This window comes from Okibacterium sp. HSC-33S16 (assembly GCF_024171565.1).
Classification (GTDB): domain Bacteria; phylum Actinomycetota; class Actinomycetes; order Actinomycetales; family Microbacteriaceae; genus Mycetocola_A.
Genome location: NZ_JALJZZ010000002.1, coordinates 38,231 through 59,030, shown reverse-complemented (window position 1 = coordinate 59,030; position 20,800 = coordinate 38,231). Strand labels below are relative to the sequence as shown.

15 protein-coding genes are annotated in these 20,800 nt (G+C 66.5%); 6 read left to right on the top strand and 9 right to left on the bottom strand.

Annotated features, from left to right (window positions below):
- Positions 1-26 precede the first annotated feature (26 nt).
- From L1277_RS05385 to L1277_RS05365, 5 genes are all read right to left on the bottom strand, one after another.
- Positions 27-2,117 (bottom strand): serine hydrolase, encoded by a 2,091-nt coding sequence (locus L1277_RS05385; RefSeq protein WP_253375339.1) that lies wholly within the window; start codon positions 2,115-2,117, stop codon positions 27-29.
- Between the two features lie 147 nt (positions 2,118-2,264).
- Positions 2,265-2,588 (bottom strand): nuclear transport factor 2 family protein, encoded by a 324-nt coding sequence (locus tag L1277_RS05380; RefSeq protein ID WP_253375338.1) that lies wholly within the window; start codon positions 2,586-2,588, stop codon positions 2,265-2,267.
- A gap of 280 nt (positions 2,589-2,868) precedes the next feature.
- Positions 2,869-3,630 (bottom strand): SDR family NAD(P)-dependent oxidoreductase, encoded by a 762-nt coding sequence (locus L1277_RS05375; protein WP_253375337.1) that lies wholly within the window; start codon positions 3,628-3,630, stop codon positions 2,869-2,871.
- 78 nt (positions 3,631-3,708) lie between these two features.
- Entirely contained in the window at positions 3,709-4,530 is an 822-nt protein-coding gene (locus L1277_RS05370; protein ID WP_253375336.1) for a nuclease-related domain-containing protein, read from the bottom strand.
- Between the two features lie 59 nt (positions 4,531-4,589).
- Entirely contained in the window at positions 4,590-4,940 is a 351-nt protein-coding gene (locus L1277_RS05365) for a metalloregulator ArsR/SmtB family transcription factor (RefSeq protein ID WP_253375335.1), read from the bottom strand.
- A gap of 111 nt (positions 4,941-5,051) precedes the next feature.
- Here L1277_RS05365 and L1277_RS05360 point away from each other — a divergent pair, with 111 nt between their 5' ends.
- Positions 5,052-5,462 carry an arsenate reductase ArsC gene (locus L1277_RS05360; RefSeq protein ID WP_253375334.1) on the top strand — a complete coding sequence of 137 codons (411 nt, stop codon included), beginning with the start codon at positions 5,052-5,054 and terminating at the stop codon, positions 5,460-5,462.
- Between the two features lie 4 nt (positions 5,463-5,466).
- Positions 5,467-6,786 carry an FAD-dependent oxidoreductase gene (locus tag L1277_RS05355; RefSeq protein WP_253375333.1) on the top strand — a complete coding sequence of 440 codons (1,320 nt, stop codon included), beginning with the start codon at positions 5,467-5,469 and terminating at the stop codon, positions 6,784-6,786.
- Positions 6,787-6,795: 9 nt separating this feature from the next.
- On the opposite strand, the gene L1277_RS05350 is transcribed toward L1277_RS05355, so the two are convergent.
- The 3 genes from L1277_RS05350 to L1277_RS05340 all read right to left on the bottom strand — a co-directional run bounded on the left by L1277_RS05350 (position 6,796) and on the right by L1277_RS05340 (position 16,014).
- Positions 6,796-11,097 carry a hypothetical protein gene (locus L1277_RS05350; RefSeq protein WP_253375332.1) on the bottom strand — a complete coding sequence of 1,434 codons (4,302 nt, stop codon included), beginning with the start codon at positions 11,095-11,097 and terminating at the stop codon, positions 6,796-6,798.
- A gap of 1 nt (position 11,098) precedes the next feature.
- On the bottom strand, positions 11,099-14,914 hold the full coding sequence (locus L1277_RS05345) for a hypothetical protein (RefSeq protein WP_253375331.1): 3,816 nt from the start codon (positions 14,912-14,914) through the stop codon (positions 11,099-11,101).
- Between the two features lie 179 nt (positions 14,915-15,093).
- Positions 15,094-16,014 (bottom strand): DnaJ domain-containing protein, encoded by a 921-nt coding sequence (locus tag L1277_RS05340; RefSeq protein ID WP_253375330.1) that lies wholly within the window; start codon positions 16,012-16,014, stop codon positions 15,094-15,096.
- A 126-nt stretch (positions 16,015-16,140) separates the two neighbouring features.
- Between L1277_RS05340 and L1277_RS05335 the strand changes: the two genes are divergently transcribed.
- From L1277_RS05335 to L1277_RS05320, 4 genes are all read left to right on the top strand, one after another.
- A complete protein-coding gene (locus L1277_RS05335; protein ID WP_253375329.1) occupies positions 16,141-16,818 on the top strand; it encodes a response regulator transcription factor in 678 nt (225 codons plus the stop codon).
- Entirely contained in the window at positions 16,781-18,304 is a 1,524-nt protein-coding gene (locus tag L1277_RS15760) for an ATP-binding protein (RefSeq protein ID WP_253375328.1), read from the top strand. The genes L1277_RS05335 and L1277_RS15760 overlap by 38 nt, the downstream gene beginning before the upstream one ends.
- Positions 18,305-18,380: 76 nt before the next feature.
- Positions 18,381-18,965 (top strand): PepSY domain-containing protein, encoded by a 585-nt coding sequence (locus L1277_RS05325; RefSeq protein ID WP_253375327.1) that lies wholly within the window; start codon positions 18,381-18,383, stop codon positions 18,963-18,965.
- 156 nt (positions 18,966-19,121) lie between these two features.
- Positions 19,122-19,424 carry a hypothetical protein gene (locus L1277_RS05320; protein WP_253375326.1) on the top strand — a complete coding sequence of 101 codons (303 nt, stop codon included), beginning with the start codon at positions 19,122-19,124 and terminating at the stop codon, positions 19,422-19,424.
- On the opposite strand, the gene L1277_RS05315 is transcribed toward L1277_RS05320, so the two are convergent.
- Positions 19,421-20,683 (bottom strand): DUF2510 domain-containing protein, encoded by a 1,263-nt coding sequence (locus tag L1277_RS05315; RefSeq protein WP_253375325.1) that lies wholly within the window; start codon positions 20,681-20,683, stop codon positions 19,421-19,423. The genes L1277_RS05320 and L1277_RS05315 overlap by 4 nt on opposite strands.
- Positions 20,684-20,800: the final 117 nt, after the last annotated feature.

Genomic DNA, 20,800 nt, shown 5'->3' with positions numbered 1-20,800 from the left:
CGCCAGCCTGCCGCGTCGCTTGCCGGTCAGTACGAGACGCTCGGGGCGATGAGGTTGAAAGTCAGGGCGAACCACGCCACCCCAACCAGCGCGGCCAGGACGAGGATCCAGCCGACGATTCGAATCCACCCCTTTTTCGAACGGATGCTGTCGGTCACCGTGAGAGCGGCGGGAATCACTCCAAGCACACCGAGCAGTTGCAGCGCCTGAAGCCCCCGCAGGGCGACGGTCGGCACATCCTGCAACTCCATGATCTGGGTCACCGCCTGGATCCAGCCGGCGAGGGCCAACAGGGTGCTTGCTGCCGCCACGCGGGTGAGGAGTCGGACGACCCGGCTGCTCCGCGGCGCGGGTGCCGAGCTGACGCGATAGTGACGGCGGACCAGTGCGCTGATCGGCCAGAGGAGCACGGCGAGAAGCAGCACCGTTGCCGAGCCGAGGAGCACGGGGACGGCGATGCCCGGGTGCTGTGCGGTGTCGACGCGCAGGAGCGCGAAGGCCGAGTCGTAGGAGATGGTGGTCACCTGCCCACTTTCGGCGCGCATGCTGATCTGGCGGTCACCGCCGACTTCCTGCCAGAGCCACGGCTCGATTTCCTCGAACACCGCTGGCGTCAGGCTGAGCGGAGCGGGCGAGACGAGGATGGTGCCGTCATTTCGTGCGCTGATCTCGGTGGGACCGGTGAGTGCGAATGCGCCGGCGAATGTGCTCCGGGCTGCCCGTGATTCGGTATAGGTGCCGGCCGCTTGCGCGGCATGATTGGCGGCCGTTGCAGACGCTGGAGCATCCGCTTTCTCACCGGGGAAGTAGCGGTCGGCGAAACCGGTCATGACGGTTTCGCGGATGTTGAGGTCGTCGAGCGGCCCGTTTCCTGAACTGTTGAGCGAGATGAAGATTCCGGCACCGTCATCGGGGTACAGCTGCAGGTGTGAGTGGAAGACGTTGGTGTCGCCACCGTGGCCGATGATGCGGGTGCCGTTTCGGCTCTCGTCGAAGAAGCCGAGGGCCATGCGCGGTCCGGCGGCGAGGGTGCCCAGCGAGTCTTCGCCGAGGGCAGGCGAGTGCGTCTCTTCCAGGGTGTCCGGCTCGAGCAGCTGTGGGCCGTCCCCGAGCTGGGAAATCATGAACCGGGCCATGTCGGTTGCGGTCGCGGCGAGCGCACCGGCAGGGGCAACGGGCACCATCTCGAACGGCGTCGGCACGTCACTGCCCGAGGCGTAACCTTTCGCCATCCGGTCGGCGAGCTCGGCCGGGAGCGGTTGGGCGAACCGCGACGAGGTCATGCCGACCGGCTCCAGAACGTTCGACTCGACGTATTCCGCGAACGGCATACCGCTGGCCCGCTCGACGATGTAGCCGGCGAGCGCGTTCCCGTAGTTGGAATAGGCCGGCACCGTGCCCGGCTCGTACACTTGCTCCGGCGGATCCGTGGCCAGCACGTCGCGCAGGCTCGGGACCGAGTCGCCGTACCCGATGATTCCCGCGATGCGCTCTTCGAATCCGGCGGTGTGGCTGAGGAGGTGCCGAAGGGTCAGCGTCGTATCAAAGTGCCGCGGCAGGTCGAAGTCGATGTACTCGTCGACATCCCTGTCGAGGTCGAGCTCGCCGCGTTCGACGAGTTGCATCACCGCGGTTGCCGTGAAGAGCTTCGACACGGATCCGACCCGAAACAGGGTCTCATCGGGGTCAACCGGCTGCTCGGGGCGGGCGTCCTCGTCGGGAACAGCCTCGACCGATCCCTTCGTCCCACGATCGGCGAGACCATAGCCGCGGCTGGTGAGGACCTCGCCGTTCGAGACGACGCTCACCGTCGCTCCGGCGATACCGGCATTGGTGAGGGCGGCCGGGACGAGTCCGTCGAGCCAGGCGGTGACGTCGGTTCCGGTCAGTGCGACGGGCTCTGGCGTGGTGGGCGCCGCGACCGCCGGCGTGGCCGGAACGACAGCGTGGGCGGAGCCCGAGACAACACCGCCAGACAGCAGTGCGGCCACCGCGGCGATCGCACTCAGTGCCGGAATACGTGAACGGATGCGTCGGCGCCGGTTCGGCAGCGACGCCGCGGTGAGACCGCCAATCGGCTGGCTCTCGCCCGGGTAGGCATGTGCGTGGGAAGACACGAGTGCGCTCCTTTACTCTGGGGCGCATCGGGTGTTCGGGCGGTGCCCGGATCAGTTCCCCGATGCTGCTCTTCCAGAGTGCCGAGCGCGGGGTTTCGGTACATCGGGCGCAGGTCGGCAATCGACCTACGACCTTTGTCGCAATTGTCAGCCGGTGATGGCCATGTCCGAGACGAGGCCGTCGGCGACTGTGAAGCTGAAGTGGCTCTGCCCGGTGAAACCACGACCACCCACCGTCGCGGTGACCGTCGTGTGCTCACGGGTGGTGATCTCCGCGGTCACCTCGAGAGTCACTCCGACGCCGATGAACTCCGAGTTTGACCACTCGCGGATGGAGTCATGGCCGGTGAACACCCGGCCCCAGTCGTTGACGGTGCCGTCAGCCGCGAACGTCGCGAGAAACGCGTCGGTATCGCCGGCGTTCGCGGCGGCGATCAGTCGAGCCACCGGCTCGGGCAGGGTGCTGGGCATCGTTGCTCCTTCGCTCTTTCGGTCACCGTAGTACCCACACAGCAGGGAGCGTAAGGGGATGGACACGGGTGACCCCCCGTGCGAGGTTTGCAGTCGCTGCGCGCATCGAGTTATCGTGAATCCGGACCGCACCCGGGGGGATGTGCAGTACAGCGTCCTCCTCTTCGGTGGTTCCAGGTCTCTTTCGGGGGGAAAGAGAGGTGCTGCGCCTTCTGTGCGCGCACCATGCTGGACGAGCGGGCACCTACTGGGGGTAGGTGCCCCTCTACCCCCACACGCCTCAGCTGCGAAGGTACGAAGCGCCGTTGGCGTCGAGAATCGAGCCTGATGACCAGGCGGCTTCCGGTGACGCCAGCCAGAACACGGCCTCGGCAATCTCTTCCGGTGTCCCGACCCGGCCGAACGGGCTCTGGGCACGAAGCGCATCACCCTGGTCGGATTCGAGCTTCTCGAGCTGCCGGGGCGTCGCCACGAACCCGGGCGCGACCGAAGTGACGGAGATCGAATGCGGAGCGAGGGCGACCGCGAGGGACTGGCCGAGGGCGTGAAGGCCGGCCTTACTCGCCGCGTAGGCAGGAAACTCGGGTTCGCCGCGGAAGGCTCCGCGCGACCCAACGTTCACGATCGCCCCTGGTGCACTCCGCTCGATGAGGTGTGAGGCAACAGCCCAGGCCAGGTTTGCGGTGCCGAGCAGGTTGACGTCGACCATCTGTCGGAACACGGTGCTCCACTCGGCGTAGGTTGACTCGCCAATCACGTGGCGATTCTCGGGCGACGGCGCAACGGCTGCATTCGCGACCAGAACGTCAAGGGATCCCAGCTGCTGGAGAGCGGATGCCACGATGCTCGCGGCACCGTCCGGGTCGGCCAGATCACCGCTCACGAGTGCGTGTCCTGTCCCGTCGAGTGAGGCAAGTGTTTCCTGGGCGCCCGCGCGATTCGAGCCGTAGTGCACGGCTACCCGGTTGCCGGCGGCAGCGAACCGTCGGGCAACAGCGGCGCCGATGCCGCCGGAAGCACCGGTGACGAGGATGCAGCTCATGAGGTGAGAACGTTCGATGGGGACATGGTTCTCCTCGGCTGAGAAAGCGAAAGCGGCACAGAACGGCCGTTCTCCACGCTAAGGCATGACCGACAGAACCAGTCCGGAATAGAGCTGCACGGCCAACGGCAACAGACCCATCGCCGCCGCACCGATGCCGACCAGGCCTGCCCCGGACCACAGCCTGCGGCGCGACCGGGCTGATCGCACCTCATGGTCGAGCTCGGCAAAGCCCGCAGAGAGGTCACCGCGATCACGTGACGGCGTGGACCAAAAGCCCGGCTCATCGAGCAGGGCAGTGACGGCCGAGAGCTGCGGCTCCGGCAGCACGACGGGTTGCTTTTCCAGCCACCTGCGGAGCTGACGCGACGTGAGCACCACCACCCGTTCGGGTTCCTCTCGAATGGTGACGTGCTTCGGTGCCACGAGGATCAGGAGCGGCTGCACTGACGTGACCGACGGCATCCGTTCGGACATCATTTTTTCGACCCGGGATGCCTCATGCTCCGCGTTGCGGAGATACGGAACCTTGCGCCCGTTCACCATGAGCGTTCGCCCGGCCACCCAGATGTTTTTGTTGGCGTGATGCTTGGTGTTGAGAGTAAACACTCCGCCAGGGCCGATCACGATGTGGTCAATGTCGGAGCCGCGGGTGCCGACGGGGAGAGCGTGCAGCACGGTCCAGCCGGACGGCAGGTCAGTCAGTTCGCGGCCAACCGCGATCTCGCCTTCGGCTCCGATGTACCACGGGCGACTGACGATGCTGAGCGGTGAGCGACCGAACAGCCGGGCGGGAGCGCTACGCCGGGGCACCGATGCCTGTTCGCGCAGCAGTTCGGCGATGGCCTCCTGACCGGCAATGCGGGTGCGCATGGAGGTGAGGGCAGCGGTTTCGGGCACGGACCTGAGAGTAGGGATTGTGAGTGCCCAACGGACAGCCCCAGTACGGGCTGCGAGAACTACGCGGTGACGAGGAGGCTCGCGAGCGAATCCAGCGCCCCGGGGACGAGGCGGTAGTAGGCCCAGGTTCCGCGCTTCTCCCGGGTGAGGATGCCGGCGTCGACGAGAACCTTGAGGTGGTGCGAGACGGTGGGCTGGCCGAGTCCGAGTGGTTCGGTGAGATCACACACGCACGCCTCAGCGTCGTCGTGGGCCGCGACCATCGACACCAGGCGCAATCGTGCCGGATCAGCGAGGGCCTTGAGCGTTTTGGCGAGCTTCTCCGCGTTGTGCGCGGACAGGGTTTCGCGCGTCAAGGGCGCGCAGCACTCGGTCACGTCCGTCAGCGGGAGTGTTGTGACGAGTGCCATGCGAACCATCCTCTGCTTATATTGACATTCATCGATATAGTACCCCACAGTAGATATCGACACTCATCGATGTGACGCCGGCGAGGCACTCACTCAGCCAAAGGAACGACCATGACCGACAACCCGACAGTGCTGTTCGTCTGTGTGCACAACGCGGGCCGATCCCAAATGGCAGCCGGCTACCTGACGGCGCTCTCCGGCGAAACTGTCACGGTGCGTTCCGGTGGCTCTGAACCGGGCAACGCTGTCAACCCGACGGCCGTTGCGGCCATGGCCGAGGAGGGCATTGACATCTCCCGGGCCGTTCCCCAACTGATGACGACTGAGCAGGTTCAGCAGTCCGATGTCGTCATCACAATGGGCTGCGGTGACGTCTGCCCGGTCTTTCCGGGCAAGCGTTACGAGGATTGGGATCTCCCGGACCCGGCTGGCAAAGGCATTGAGGATGTGCGACCGATCCGGGACGAGATCAAGCGCCGGGTCGAGGCGTTGGTGGCCGACCTGACCATGGCCGGGAGGTAACCCCGTGCCCCTCGCCGAGCTTCCACTGCGTGCCGCTCCGCGCTCTAAGAACCTCGAGCACCTGCCCGTTGTCGTGATTGGCGCGGGTCCGGTTGGACTCGCCGCTGCAGCCCACCTCCTCGAGCGCGGCATTGATGTTCTCGTTTTCGAGTCAGGCGATCGTGCCGGCAGTGCCATTCGACAGTGGGGCCACATTCGGCTGTTCTCGCCGTGGGAGTTCGTTGTCGACGATGCAGCTGCCCGCTTGCTCGATCCGACAGGATGGGACGCACCACCCGCTCGAGGTTTGCCAACCGGACTCGAGTTCGTCGACCGTTACCTGGCTCCACTCGCGGCGACCGAACCGCTGGCCGGTCGCATCCGTTACCGATCGATCGTTACCGCGGTCAGTCGACAAGGAATGGACCGCACGCGGTCGACCGGGCGCGCATCGACACCGTTCATCGTACGGACTGATACCGACGCTGGTCCACAGGAACAGCTCGCGCGCGCTGTTATCGACACCTCGGGCACCTACTCGACCCCGAACAGCGTGATCGCGAACGGGCTCGCTCCGCAGCACGCGGACGTGCTTGGCGACACGATCTGCCCCGCGCTGCCCGACGTGCAAGGGCACGACCGCGCACGCTTCGCCGGGCAGCACACGCTCGTCGTTGGCGCCGGACACTCCGCCGCACACACACTTCTCGCTCTCGCGGCTCTGGCCCGCGAGGAACCGGGCACGACGATCAGCTGGGCTATTCGCAACTCCAGTCCGGTGCGTGTCTTCGGCTCAGGCGACGACGAGCTCGACGCTCGCGGCGCCCTGGGCACCTCGACGCATGATCTGGTGCGCTCCGGCGAGGTGTCACTCATCGACGCCTGTGAGATTGACGACCTGGTTCCCCACCCCGCTGGGCGTGTTGAGGTGCGCGGGCGCCGGGGCGGGAAGCCGACCACAATCACGGTCGACCGGGTTGTGAATGCCACCGGGTTCCGCCCGGATCTCGACATGTTGCGGGAGATCCGCCTGGCGCTCGACGAGGTCGTCGAGGCGCCGCGGGCGCTGGCGCCGCTCATCGACCCCAACCTGCACAGCTGCGGCAGCGTGCCGCCGCACGGCGTGGTTGAACTCAGTCACCCGGAGCCGAATTTCTACGTCGCCGGAATGAAGAGCTACGGGCGCGCACCGACCTTCCTGCTGCTCACCGGCTACGAACAGGTCAGGTCCATTGCCGACGAGCTTGCCGGCAACTTCTCCGCGGCACGGCGGGTTGAGCTCATCCTGCCCGAAACCGGCGTCTGTTCAACGAGCACACCGGCGCAATCGGGCACCTGCTGCTGAGGAACAAGCTCAGGGCAGGTCGACCGTGTCGCTGTAGATAAGCCGGGCGTCCCGCATCCGGAATGGAGCGATGTGCCCGGTCGGCTCTCGATCCGAAACGTGCAGCTCATACTCGGCGATGCGCACCCGCCACCGTTCGCCCACCGGCGCGTCCTGTCGACTCGGCACGGGCACCGCGCCAGCCCAGTCAACCTCGTCGTAGGTGCCTCGGCGCAGGAACCGGAGACCGGAAACGACGGGCAGGGTAACCCGCCGTCCCACCTCTTCCCACGCCAGGTCGCTCGTCGCATCCGCGGGCAACTTCTCGACCCACGCCTCGACCCGCCGCGACGCCTCGACCTTGCTGGCGAGGTTCGGCAGGGTTTGTGCGTGGTGAGGAATGCCGACGGCTCCGCTCAGCGTCACGACGATCGCGGTCCGATCGACCGACTCGACAAACGTCGCCTCCCGACGCGGCAACACCTGCACGAAGTCCGCCTTCACCACCTTCGACAGGTGCTCGTCACCCACGGAATGAGGTTGATACCGCCCCAGCATCAGCTGAACCAGCGGAGTGTACGCATCACCCGCATCGACCTGCACGTCGCAGAACCATAACTGCCGGTCCGGGTCGTACTCGGGCGCGTGCCCCACGACGGTCACCCGTTCCCCCACCTCAGAAAGCAACACCCCGTGCCCCACACTCGTTCGCAACGGGAACTGAGAAATTAACGGTCCGGATGCCACGGGCTCAGAAATGTAGACGGGGTCCGTTCCCCAGACGCTGGTGAACGGCAAGCCGTCGGCACCGGTTTCCCCGAACAGCGGGAAGTGGTCGACGACTGTTTCGAGGTTCACCACCGGGTCGGACGACCGAAGTGCGGCAAGCGCTGAGCGTGTACCCAGAAGCGCACGTTCCTCGTCGGTGCGCGCCCGCACCGGGGCCTCGTCAGCCCGAACCCGTTCGGTCAGCGACTCGAGCAATTGAGCAGACGCCGAGCTCCGCCCTGACACCGACACACCATCGCGCTCGAGCACGCCCGCTGCCCAGGTATCGCTCAGCGCCTGGGCATCGATGCTGCCAACGACACCGCGCTCCACGTCAGCGTGCCAGGTCAGCCACGGCTGGATCCGCAGCACCACCCCGAGGATCTCCTCCTCACCACTCGAGTACCAGGGCCGGCCGAGGTAGACGCGAAGTCCACCGCCCGTGCGCACCCGGCGCACACCGAATCCCTCGCCGCCGAGGTCATCGGTTGTCCATTCCCATGTCGGAATGATGTACTTCACGTCCGGCGGATCGGGGCGCCGGCTCGACGGAATGTTCAGCCTCAGCGGCTCGCCCTCCGTCGTGACGAGGTCGGGATCGTTGGTGATCTCTGGCGGAAAGTACTCCCGAAAACGCGTCGTCGCCGTCGCCCGATACGACACGTACCGGTGCTTGGTGTCGCCGAATTCCTGCCGCACCTCGTGTCGTGGCCCGAACGGCCCACCGGCCGGACCCTCCGTTGCAGCGATCAGGCAGTCCACCTCATCGCGCTCGAGCGAGAACCCGGTGACGTGCGCAAACACAGCTTCCGTCCCGGGTGTCGGCTGGGCAATGTCGTCGATCCTGTCGGTCCACTCGGCGTCGATGTCGAGTCGTCCGGTGCTGGCCGCGTGAGTGCGGACCGCCCCGAACAGCGCCGCAAAGGTGTCACCGGGCAGCCGGTGCACCCGACTGTTCGCGGGCCCACCCGGTCCGACCAGAATCACCGGCTTTTCGAGCGGCTTCTCCACGGCGTGCACAAAGGTCAGTTCGGAGAACGGCGTGATCATCCAATGCCGCCCTGACAGCACAGCCGCTCGCTGGGCCGTCGTTGCCGGGTTCTGGTCACGGTCAATGAGCGTCCAGATCCGCATCAGGTTTTCATCACCCGAATCCAGAGCGGATGCCACGCGCACCGTCCGAAATTCGGCCTTCGCCAGTGAGACGGTCAAGGTTCGCGTCGCTTCGTCGAAGCTCGGCGGCCCCGTTCCTTCGACGGCCAGCACCCGCACCGGCAGGCGGTCGTACCAGATGGCCTCATCGCCGGGCCACCGGAGTATCCGCAGGTCGGTGTCGCCGGGCAGCGTCGCGAACGAAATTCCGCGCGAGAGCGGATCGGGCAGGTACGGCAGGTCGAGTTGCGGAGTGTCATGGACGATGTACTCGCCGTTTTTGAGCACGTCGCTCTTCTGGCCGGTCAGGGTCGTCGGCTCATCCCTCCGACTGACCAATCGACCACCGGCCAACAGGAGGTAGCTTCCCGACTCTCGCGCGGCCACGGCGAACTGGTCAGCCACCGCCGCCGCGTTCCCCGACAGTGCCGCGTCAAAGGCGCCATGGGTCTCCGCGAGTTGCACACTCGTCGCCGGGGCGGCCAGGTGCCTGGCGTTGTCGGCGCGATACCAGATGCCGTTCGGGGCGTGATTGGCCAGACCGGTTACCCGATCCAGCGACACATAGTCGCTGGCGCTCACCCCATCGGTCGAGCGGATGACCATCCTCATCAGGGATTCGCCCTCGGTGTATTCCGTGAGCGGCACCGTCGCTGGCGCGGGGACCGGTTCCCAGCGCTGGTACGTGTCCGGCAGGTCCCGCTCATGTTCCTCGAGCAGCTGGTCCTCCGGAATCGAGCCACCCGCCAGGTCGACGGCCCGCACCCGCACCCGGTAGGAGCGCCCGTAGCGCAACCGGGGAAGCGAACCGCGTTGCGGCCGGAACTCGGCGGCCAGCCCGAACCCGGTCGCTGCCACCTCGGGTGCCACCTCCGGTTCCACCGTCCCGACCTCGGTCTGCAGCCGGCCCGGGCGCTTCACGGCGAGCGACCACCCGTCCCAGCCGACGACCGCTTCGTGGAGATACTGGTCGGCGGTGGTACCGGGTGCGGCGCTCGACGTGCTCGCCGCCTTGAGGTAACCCTCATCCGGCAGCGGTTGCACCGGAAGCGGCTCTACCCCACCATCCGCCCGCACCTCATACGTTCCTTCACGCCGGTGCAGCGACATCCACTCCCGACCGACGGTCTGGTCCTGGATGTCCACGCGAAACCCTCGGGTCACATCCGACGCCTCGAGTAGCGCCTCGGTGGCACCCAGCCGATCGTCCTCGTGGGCACGGGCTGCATCGAACTGGTTCACGAGCTGCTCGGCCCGGTTGCGACGCGCGACCACGATCCCCGCCGAGCGCAGCGCGGGAAGCGACGCAGCATCGACGGTCATCGACCTGTCGACTGTGGCGAGTTCCGCCGTTGTCCGCCGCACAGTGTCGAGCAGGTTCGACAGCTTCAGCGCCGAACCGTCCGGGTCGATCTGGAGCACATCGAACACGTCGTCACTGTCAATCGACAGGCTTCCGTCACGGACATCCCCTCGCCGCTCACGGCTGTACGGCACCCACAACCGCTCGGTGTAGTGAAACAGTGTTTCCGGCCGCGCCGCCTCAGGGTCCAGCAACCTACGGAGCGGCCCTTCGTTGTCATCAGGCAGCAGCCGAATCCGCGACACCTCGGGGTACCCCGGGTCATCCTTCACGAACACATCGAAGGCGAGCCCAAGGTGACGCAGCAGTTCCGGGTAGTCCGCGCACCGCGCAACGAAACTGTGAAACTCCGGCGGCACGGGGGGCGGCGCACCGGTCGCCGCCTCGGTCGGGTCGAGGGGATCTGCCGATCGATCATAGAAAGCGGATGCCGCGGCGAGCGCAATCCTGCGCCGCTCGCTGAGCGGAACAACGGTGGGGTTCTCGAAGTCGACGAATCGGCCGGCCGGGTCCGACCTGGCCCGAAACCCGCGAAGCAGCCCCCTGACGATCTCGCGGCGGGAGGGGGCGCGACCGGGTTCCTCGGTGTGGTCACCGACGCTGAGTTCGGCCACCGCTTGGGCGAGCGGCCCACGGGTCATCGGCGGGAACTCGGTGGGCGATGCCACGGCAACCGCAGTGTAGAGATCGGTCAGGGCGTTCGCCACCTCGTTCACCGGAAAAGAGTTCACGACGGCGGTCGAGAAGTCCTGAAACTCCGCGGCGCCCACCACGGTCTCTCCGAACAGCAGGTCCCAGAGCTGAGGGTCCGGCGCGACGGGGTTCGGCAGTCCGAAGCCCTCCACCACACCAACGTTGCTGATCTCGAAGCGAAAATTCGCGAGTTCAGTGGTTCGCGGCCAGTTCGCGAAGGCCTCAAAGTCTCGAAGCGGAGTGCCATCGACCGGACCGCCGGCCGCGTCGAGCCGCGGGGTGACAAACACGGTCACCTTGAGCCCATCGGCCACCCGGCCGGCCGGGATAACCGTAAAAATCGCTTCCTCGTTCACGTCACACCACCTCGGGTGCAAACGCACCGCAATAGTCATCCCACGGCTCACGCGGCCGATCGCGATCGTCCACATACGGCCCCATCATCTGGACGAACGTTGGGTCTCCCGCCGTTCCCGCGAATTTCTTTTCACACGACACCGAGACGGAGAAGGAGAGGAAGCACACCGACACCTCGATGCTGATCGATGCCTTACCGATGGCCTTGGAGTTCCCACCATCGTTGAAGTAACTGAGCTCGAGGTACAACTCGATGCAGGCGGAGATGAGGCCAAGCACATCGACCTCGCCTCGAGCGCGGAAGTATCCGGTGAGCTGAACGGCCTGGGTCGAACCCTGCAGTTCGAGCTTGAAGTAGATGCCGGCCATGACCGACAGCGACCCAGACGCAACCACGAAACTCATGGCCACCGCCGCGCCGAACTCGAACGACGCCTCGATGACCTTGATGCCCCGGGGCGAGATCGTGATGCCGAAGAATCCCCCTCCGGCGAAGAATGCCACCTGCAGTCGGAACGGGTTCTCCCGGGTAGCGAAGAAGAACCGAAACTCCAGTGACTCGCCGATGAACGGCACGAGCAGCTCCGCACCCAGGTGCACGTTCGACAGCGCGAAGATGCCCATCGGAACGTCGGGCAGTGCAAGGTCATATCCCGCACGGATGCCTTCGGTACTGACGTCGAGAAACGGAGGATCGCTGAATCCATCGGCCGGAATGATCTCCTTGAGCGTCTCGATAAACGCGAGCGGCCCCGCGAAGACGATTCCTTTGTCCTTCTCCAGTTCAACGTTGACGTCCGGTTTGGTGCCGGGACGCACCGAGAACTCCATCACGGCGACGTTGATGCTGACGAAGTGCAGATCGTCACCCATCAGCCTGATCTCGAAGGGCGGCAGCGAACACGACACCAGGGCCCGGGGCTCGCCACCGTTGGTCGGTGCCTCGATCTCGGCAACCAGTCGCACACTGCCCCGCGGCAGAAAGATGGCAGCCGACTCGCTCGCCGGCGGGGGCGGCCAGCGCACCAGGTCGATCTCCCAGTCGAGCCGGGCGCTGATTTTCTCGGGAAGCGCAAAGCCCTGGTAAAACTGCACAAACAGTCCAACCGTCGCGGCAGCTGCGGCGGTGGCCTGTTCGACGCTTCCGAGCACCGACACCATCTGCTCGATCGTGGGGCGGGCGAACGGCAGGGGCTTCGCTGGGTCGCTGAACCCGCCGAGCAGTGTGGCCACATGTCCGTGGATCTTCGTGAGGAGTGCCTGAACGTCCGCATCGTCGTGTGGCGGCTTCGAGAGCGCGACGAGCGCTGCGGGTAACTGGCCCGCGTCGGTGACGAGCTCGGCCGCCGCCTGGCCCAGTGCCACAGAGTGGCCCGAGAAAACCGCGGCCTGCTGCAGCGCGAACGCCTGGAGGCGGGCGATGTTCTCCTGCAGCGCGACCACCTCGGTGATCGACTGGGTGACGAAGCGGGGCAGCGCCCCACCAATCGGCAGCAGCTCAGCGAGTGGCAGGATGCCGAACAGCTTCGCCGCATCGAGAGGAAACATCGTACCGACGGGGAAGGATGCCCGGCTGCCCGTGGTGAGTGCGGACAGGGCACCGCCGACCGGGCCGACCTGTCGTGCCAGGGCGGTGATTCCGACACTGGGGCTCAGGAATCCTCCCGAACGATCGGACTTTGCGCCGAACCCCATCACCTCGGGCGCTGTGACCGGAGAACCGTCGGGATTCGCCACCTGAAGAAACAGCTCAGACCAGTTCGCGGCAGCGGTGAACCCGTTCGCGACGAAGGCGTTTGGGTATGACAGCACGACGGGTGCCGTCTGGCCGGTGAACGCGCTCATGGCCGGGACGACAGCGGTCGCCGACTTCAGCACCGGGAGAATGTAGTTCGGTTCCCGCGGCTTCTGCGGGTCCTTCTCCGCGACGAAGACCAGCGAGTTCGTCGCGAGCGTCGTGTCGTCGGGCTCGTTCGGTTTCGCGAACGCGATTCGTTGGCCGCGCATCGGATAGCTGATGTTCTCAGCGGCTGCCGTCAGAAGGCTCTGGTCGAGCACAGACGGATCGAGACGGGTCTCCTCAATAAAGACGAGTGGCCCCTCGAACTCGATCAGGTGGTTGTCAACGTCACTCGCGCGCATCCGGAATCGGAACGCTTCTCCCGCTGTGGGCCCCGACGCGCCGGTCGCCACCCGGGGCACGAACAGTGCACCGTTCGTTTGTGCACCAGGCGACATGAGCGGAGGTGTCGAATCGGTGAGTATCCGCACCCAGCTGAACGGCATGCGGTTGTCGAGCTTCGGTTTCCCCGACGTGCGGAAGACCCGTTCGGGTTGCCGCACCACGACGAACAGTCGCTGGAACAGCACCGCAGCACGGGACGCTGACGCCACTCGCCGCTCGGTGACCTTCACCAGCGATGCGCGGTGTCCGAACGGGTACAGCACGCCACTGTAGACAACCTTGATGTACTGGTCCCTCCCCAGGGTGGCCCGGTGCTTCCACTCCTGCAGTGAAATGGCGGTTCCGGTGATCGGAAACTTCGCTTCACTGTCGAGCCAACCGCCCACAGCGGTGAGCATGAGGTTGTGCACGGTCGCGGGAATCGGCATCCAGCCGGCGGGCATTCCGGTCAGGGCGAAGTTCGACGTCTGGTGCACGATGAACTTGCGATCGCGAATCGACAGTGACGCACGAAACGGGCTGAGCTCAGGGTCGTCGCGCCTGATCTCGGCGGCCTTCACAGGAAAAGCCTCGCCGGTCCGGTCAAAGTCACGGGTCCACACCGCGCGCACGGTCTTCGTCGCCGGGTCGACCTCGTCAATTCCCGGGGTAGCGCCATCGGTGCGGGTGCCGAGGCGCGTGTGCCACAGCTCGGTGCGACCGCCATGGCTGACCTCAGCGGTGCTGTGGGCAAACGCTCCGCGCGAGTGCGGACTGAGTTGCAACCGCCACGGCAACTCGATCGCCGTCTCGGTACTCGTTGGCTCACGCGGCACGGGCGGCGTGCGCGGGATCCGCGGAAGCGGAGTGAGCACATCGATGTCGCTCAGGCGATCGGCCACGGCGGCGACCGCACTGAATGCGCCAAACTGCAGCTCGATCTCGCTGGCCGTGCGACGCAGTCGTCCCTGCCCAGCGAGATCGGTCAGTGTGCGTCGGGCAAAGACCGGCTCACGGGTGAGCTCCGCTACAACCCGACCCGACGCTCGCCGCGAGCCGCCCCGCGACGCCGAACCGGAGACCCGCGCAGTCGGCATTAGCGCCCTCAGATCGGCCGCGAGGTCGAGCCACGGCAGATGGAGGAGATAACTGTCGGCGTGTGGGGCGACACTGAGCGGCAGGGTGCGCATCGCGTCAAGGAGCCCGGCTTCGGTGAACGGGATGCGCTGGTCAGTGACTCGAAAAACCAGTCGGCTGGAGGCCGAGAGAATTGCTTCTGCGGGCAGGGTGACCGGATCCGACCCAGCTGGCAGCGGCGGGCCGCCCACCTTCGGCAGCGTTCCTGCCGACTCGAAATATGCCCGCTCGAGAAGATGCTGCGCCGGAAATTGGGCGACCAGATACGCCGACGCCGACGTTCGCGACCTCGCGAGCACGCCACCGGCATCCGTTTCGCTCACCGTCAGGTTCACGAATCGGAAGGTCAGCGACAGCAGATCGCCCGACCGGATCAGAGCAACCGGCGGGAGCGATTCGCCCGACGTGCCCACGGGCACGGCCGGCTCAAAGACATGGTCGGCGCGGACAACGGAGTCGACCGGTGCGAACACCCGGTCGAGCGCACGGGAAACGTGCGGAGAAAGCTCGGGCATTCTGCCCCTTAGAGCGCACACAAGCGCGCACAGACGCTGGCGAAGCGTGACAACGGGTGACACAGGAGGTCGGGCGGAGGCGGTTGCCTCACTGCCGGGCTCGATCCGCCGGCGCGGACGCGCTCAAGCTACTCCCGCACCGTTCCCGCGTCAAGGTCCACAGTGAGCGCAGCGGTGACCTATTCGACGAAGCGGATGCCATTCTGCAGTCGGGTACGAACGTCGAACAGCTCGTTTCCGCCCGCCCGGTTCATGCCAGGAAGACCGTTGCGCATGAGGCCGGGCAGGAAGGACGAACGCACGGCGAGGGTGAGCGCACCGCGGCTCGATCCCAACTCGACCATCGACTCGTCGAGGGCAGCGTCCGGCAGGACGAGGACGAGCGCGGTGAAACGGACGCGCAGTGCACGGGAGAGCACCTTGGCGCGGGCAGACAGTTCGTGCATCGGGCGGTCCCCAGCGACGGCCTCTCCGATGAGTTCGCCGCGTTTGACCTTCACGGGACCACCGAAGTCTTCGGACAACAGGGCGAACAACCCGGTCGGGCCGAGCACAATGTGGTCGATCTTCTCGTCGGGCGCGCCCGTGGCGACGTCGTGCCAGACCGTGAAGCCGAGCCCCAGGTCGGCTAGGTTGCGGGCCGTTTCCTCCTCGGCGAGCGCGTCGGCAAGGAGGTGTCGCAGTTCACGGGGAGCCGTGCGCACGAGGGCGGGGTCGTAGGGGTCAGCCTCAACGCCACGGCCGGTCCACTCGCGCATGAGCCGCAGATAGCGCTCGCGTCGCCAGCCACCGGGGTGGCCGTACGAGCGAGCGCGGGGGCGTGAGTCCGGCTGCGGCTTCGCGGCCGAAGCGGCCCAGGTGTGCTGCTCCTCGGTCGACGGCCCGGTCGACCGTCCACGGTCGTATGCGGCGCGTCCCTCTGCAGTGCCGATGCGCTCCCAGGCCAGCTGGACGGCGGTGAACCGTGCCGCGTTCCCGCCGGTGTCAGGGTGGGTCTCACGCATGAGTTTCCGGTAGGCACGACGCAGCTCGTTCTGGTCGGCCGTCGGACTGACGCCGAGGATTTCGTACGGCGTTGCCGAAATCGGGCTGTCTGGCATCCGCTCGCTTTCGGGTGGAGGAATCTGCAGTCCTGACGATACCGAGGAAATCTGGGAGCGGGCGGCGATCCGGCTTCAGCAGCGCTTCAGTTCGCCTCGGGCAGAATGGGCGCAGGAGGTCACCGAATGCGCATACTCGTGGTCGACGACGAGAAACGCCTGGCCGACGGGCTGCGGCGCGGGCTGGAGGCCGAAGGTTTCGCGGTTGACGTGGCCCTCACCGGCACCGATGGGCTCTGGCTGGCCCGCGAGAACAGCTACTCGGTGATCCTGCTCGACATCATGCTGCCCGGTATGAGCGGTTACCGCATCTGCGAGACGCTGCGCGCCGAGAAGAACTGGACCCCCATCCTCATGCTCACCGCCAAGGATGGTGAATGGGACCAGGTGGAGGCCCTCGACACCGGCGCAGACGACTACCTCACCAAGCCGTTCTCCTTCGCGATCCTCCTCGCTCGTGTGCGCGCCCTGCTTCGCCGCGGTGCGGCCGAACGCCCGGTGATGCTCGAGGCCGGCGACATTCGCGTCGACCCTGCAGGCCGCAAGGTGTGGCGCGGTGACACCCCGGTTGACCTGACCAGCCGAGAATTCGCGGTGCTCGAGTACCTCATCCGTAACGCCGGAACCGTCGTCTCCAAGCGCGACGTGCTCAACAACGTCTGGGATTTCGACTTTGAGGGAGACCCGAACATCGTCGAGGTGTACGTGCGCCACCTCCGCAACAAACTCGATCGGCCGTTCGGTCGTGAGTCCCTCCAGACCCTGCGTGGCGCCGGCTATCGACTGGCGGTTCACGGTGGCTGACCCCGTCGCCCAGCGCCCGCGTCGCCGTGCGTCGCTTCGCACCCGCATCGTGCTGGCCGCCACGGTGATCGTCGCACTCGCCCTCGGTGTCGGTGCGGTCGGTTTCGTGCTCCTGCTGCAGGGTTCGTTGCGGGACGGTGTGCAGGCGACCGCCGAACAAAGCCTTGCTGACCTGCAGAATCGAGTCGATGCATCCGGTCTGGAATCGATTGTGACGGATGCCTCGCGGCCGTCCGCGAGCGACTCCAGCGACGATGATGACGACGATCGCGACTCCGGTGGTGGCGGCGCCGATGATGACGTGGTCGCCGAAAGCACCGAAGACTTTCTCGGCCGGTTCGAGGACGACGAGGCGTTTTTCCAGGTGCTCGACGACTCGGGCACGGTTGTGGCCACGAGTGAGAACGCCGCCGAGCTTTCGGCCCTGTCTCTGCGAGCGGAGTTTGGGCGAGCGGACGGAGAGTCACACACCGTGACGCTGCCGGGTGACTCCGACCGATTCCTAACAGTGGCGGGGGAGGCCGACGGGTTCACGATCGTCACCGGCCGCAGCACCGAAAACATCGACGAGACCACCGAAACGGTGACGCGACTCCTGGCCATTGCCCTGCCCGCGTTGCTCATTTTTGTGGCCCTCACCACGTGGATTGTGGTCGGGCGGGCGTTGCGTCCCGTGGAGAGCATGCGCCGCCAGGTTGACGCGGTCACCTCGGCCAACCTCGACTCACGCATCGCCGACCCGGGTTCACGAGACGAGATCGGGCGGCTCGCCGCCACCCTCAACCACATGCTCGACCGGCTCGATGCCGCGCAGGCGACCCAGAGACGATTCATCTCGGATGCCTCACACGAGCTGAAGTCGCCGCTCGCGTCGATGCGGCAATACGCCGAGGTTGCACTGGCACATCCGGATCGGGTGAGTGCGAGCGAACTGTCGGACGTGGTGCTCGACGAGGGCGCGCGGCTCGAGCGGCTCGTGCAGGGCATGCTGGTGCTGGCCAAAGCCGACGAGCGCACCCTCGTGCCGAGTCGAACGGACATCGACCTCGACGACCTCGTCCTCGCCGAATCCCGGCGGCTCAGGGAGACAACGGAGCTTCGCGTCGACACCTCCGCCGTCGGCCCGGCTCGGATTCGTGGCGATAGAGGCCTGATCGGCCAGGCACTACGGAACCTCGCAGACAACGCCGCACGCCACGCCACGACCGAGGTGCGGTTTGAGTTGGCCGAGCGTGCCGACGGCGTGCTGCTTGCCGTGACCGACGACGGCACGGGCATTCCCGAGGCCGACCGCGAGCGCATCTTCGACCGATTCGTGCGGCTCGACGAGGCCCGCGCCCGTGATTCAGGGGGCAGCGGCCTTGGCTTGTCGATCGTGCGCGAGATCGTCACCGCGCACGGCGGCTCGGTGCGTGCCAGCGCACCCGCGCAGGGTGGTGCGCGCTTCGAGGTTCGCGTACCGACAGCATCCGAATCTCCGTCCTGAAATTTCCTTCAGGTTGCTTCAGGTGCGGTTCAGCACCCGGTGGGCACAGTGGAACAAACGCCACAAGGAGGCTCTCGTGAAGAAGAAGACAGTACTGATCGGATCCGCACTCGCCGCGGTGCTCGTGCTCGGAGGAGCCGGGGTCGCCGTCGCTGTGACCGAACCGTTCGACAATGACGACACGCTGACCGGCTCGACGCTGGAGCGGGCCTCGAAGGTTGCGCTCGATGAGGTCGGTGAAGGAAAAGTCACCGATTCGGAGGCGGACGATGACGGGACGTACGAGATTGAGGTGACCCTCGACGACGGCCGCGAGGCTGACGTCACGCTGGATGACGCGTTCACGGTCCTGAGCGTCGAGCGGGATGACGACACCGGCGCCACTCACGAGGGCACTGACGACGACGGCACGAACAGCTCGGGCTCAGGCGGGTCCGACGACGCACCGCTCACCGAGCCGGAGCGCTCCAGCGCCGAGGCAGCCGCCCTCGCGGCGGTCGCTGGCACCGTGACCGACATCGACCGTAGTGACGATGCCGACCACGCCTTCGAGGTTGAGGTCACTCGCGCGGACGGCACCGAGGCCGACATCGAGCTGAGCGCCGATTTCGCCGTCGTGCGGATCGACGAAGACGGCGTCGACGACAGCGTGCAGAAGTAACCCATCGTTCTCGATTGAGCGAGCAACCGGGCCGGGCGCGATGCGCTCGGTCCGTTCTGCGTCGCCACCGTCGACAGATCGAACCGCACTGTGCGCGAGAACCGGACGAAATGCAAGGGGCTTCTCGCGATTTCAGCCGGACCGTAGCCTCGAACCATGAGTGACGAGACACTGAACCCCGGCGGAACCATCGAGAGCGGCGACCCGGTGCAGCGCACCGAGTCGGGCGACCTCAATGATAAAGAGCAGACGACCAAGGACCGCTCGTACAGCCCATCGAGCGGACTCGAAACTGAAGAACTCCAGCAGGAGGGGTCAGACTCGCTCGCCCTCGACGATCCCGCGATCAATGAAGACGACGTCAATCTTCTTCCGGGCACCGGTGGACCCGATGACGTCGGCGACATCGAGGTTGACCCGGACGAGATCGACCTGAGCGGACACGCCGGTCTGTCCTAAGCGGTGTTGTCCGGCAGCATCTCCGAAGCGGGAATCCAGCTGACCGTACCATCGGCATCCGTCACCGTCGCGAGAATCACCTCGACCCTGCCATCGGGCAGCACCACCTCGCAGGAGAACTCTCGGCCGGCATCGAGCGACACGTCCGCGGGGCAGGTCGCCGTCACCGCAATGCCGTGGTCGGTCGCATAACTGTCTTCCAGGTGCTGCTCCATGCCCGGCCCATCGAGCATCGGAACCGCGGGGGCAAACGACATGACGGGCAGCAGCGCCCAGGTGATCGCCGCGAACTGCAGCACAAGATAAATCCACATCACGGCCATGCCGCGGCGAACAGTCGCGTGCACGCGCACCGCCCGCAGGATCATGTACATCGGCAGCAGCAGAACACCGAGCACCCAGCTGACCGGCTGCGGAAACGACGCCCGCCTCAACCGACTCCAGTCGAACACGACCGCGGCAATCAGCACGGCCCAGGTCAGCACGCTGAGCACCACCCGGGTCGACTCGGTCATGGTGCCAGCGCCGACCGCGGCGTCGATCCAGTCCGGAGCCGCGAACGCCACCGTAAACCAGACCGGCGACAGTGCGATCAGCCAGGTCCAGCCGTTGGTCGCGTCCCGCTGGTTGGGTGTGGAAACCCACTGAAAAGGCGAAGCGGATGCCACGGGGCGGCCAGGCCCGTCGATACCGGGCAGCGGCGATGACGGCACCCAGTCGCGCGGGGCCGCGCTCGGTGCCGATGCCCGCCCGGCCGTCCGTTCCCGCCCAACTCCTCGCGTCGGTCCAGCCCACGGGTTCGGCGGCACCTCGCTGGCTTCCCGGTGAAACTGCTTCTCCGCCGCCGTGATCGCCTCGGCCTGGGCGACAGCCAACGCCTCGGCTTCGGCGCGCGCTGCGGCCTCAGCCCGAGCACCCGAAAGGGCAGCACCCGCTCCCACACCGCGACGCCCGCGCAGGGCGCGGCGCGTCAGCGGCGCACCGGTCTTCTCCCCAGCCGTTTCGTGACGTGACGGGTCCGGCGCGTCGCGAGGCGGAGCATCCGCTTCTCGAATGGTTCCTCCGGTGAGCCGGATTCCCTGCGCCTGCCGAACGGCATCGGCTCGGACGACGAACCCGGCGGAGTGTGTGGTGCGCGGGGAGTGCTCGCGAACGGCGGGCGGTGCGTCGGAGACGAAGTCGGTCCAGGCACGACCATCCCACCAGCGCAGGCGGGATGGATGCACGGGGTCCGGGTACCAGGCAGCAGCGACTGTCATCGTTCTGCTCCCCCTAGCCGGTGCGAGTGCCCGGATTCGAGCATAGGGACGGTGAGGCTCAACGAGCAGTGCCCGCCCGCCCCCAGTGCAAGGGCCGCGCGTTCTCCACAGGGGGGT

What these genes read in the sequence shown, in the direction of transcription:
- L1277_RS05380 (WP_253375338.1), bottom strand. Translation starts at nt 2,588, where the DNA reads ATGCCCAGCACCCTGCCCGAGCCGGTGGCTCGACTGATCGCCGCCGCG.
- L1277_RS05375 (WP_253375337.1), bottom strand. Translation starts at nt 3,630, where the DNA reads ATGAGCTGCATCCTCGTCACCGGTGCTTCCGGCGGCATCGGCGCCGCT.
- L1277_RS05365 (WP_253375335.1), bottom strand. Translation starts at nt 4,940, where the DNA reads ATGGCACTCGTCACAACACTCCCGCTGACGGACGTGACCGAGTGCTGC.
- L1277_RS05360 (WP_253375334.1), top strand. Translation starts at nt 5,052, where the DNA reads ATGACCGACAACCCGACAGTGCTGTTCGTCTGTGTGCACAACGCGGGC.
- L1277_RS05345 (WP_253375331.1), bottom strand. Translation starts at nt 14,914, where the DNA reads ATGCCCGAGCTTTCTCCGCACGTTTCCCGTGCGCTCGACCGGGTGTTC.
- L1277_RS05340 (WP_253375330.1), bottom strand. Translation starts at nt 16,014, where the DNA reads ATGCCAGACAGCCCGATTTCGGCAACGCCGTACGAAATCCTCGGCGTC.
- L1277_RS05335 (WP_253375329.1), top strand. Translation starts at nt 16,141, where the DNA reads ATGCGCATACTCGTGGTCGACGACGAGAAACGCCTGGCCGACGGGCTG.
- L1277_RS05320 (WP_253375326.1), top strand. Translation starts at nt 19,122, where the DNA reads ATGAGTGACGAGACACTGAACCCCGGCGGAACCATCGAGAGCGGCGAC.
- L1277_RS05315 (WP_253375325.1), bottom strand. Translation starts at nt 20,683, where the DNA reads ATGACAGTCGCTGCTGCCTGGTACCCGGACCCCGTGCATCCATCCCGC.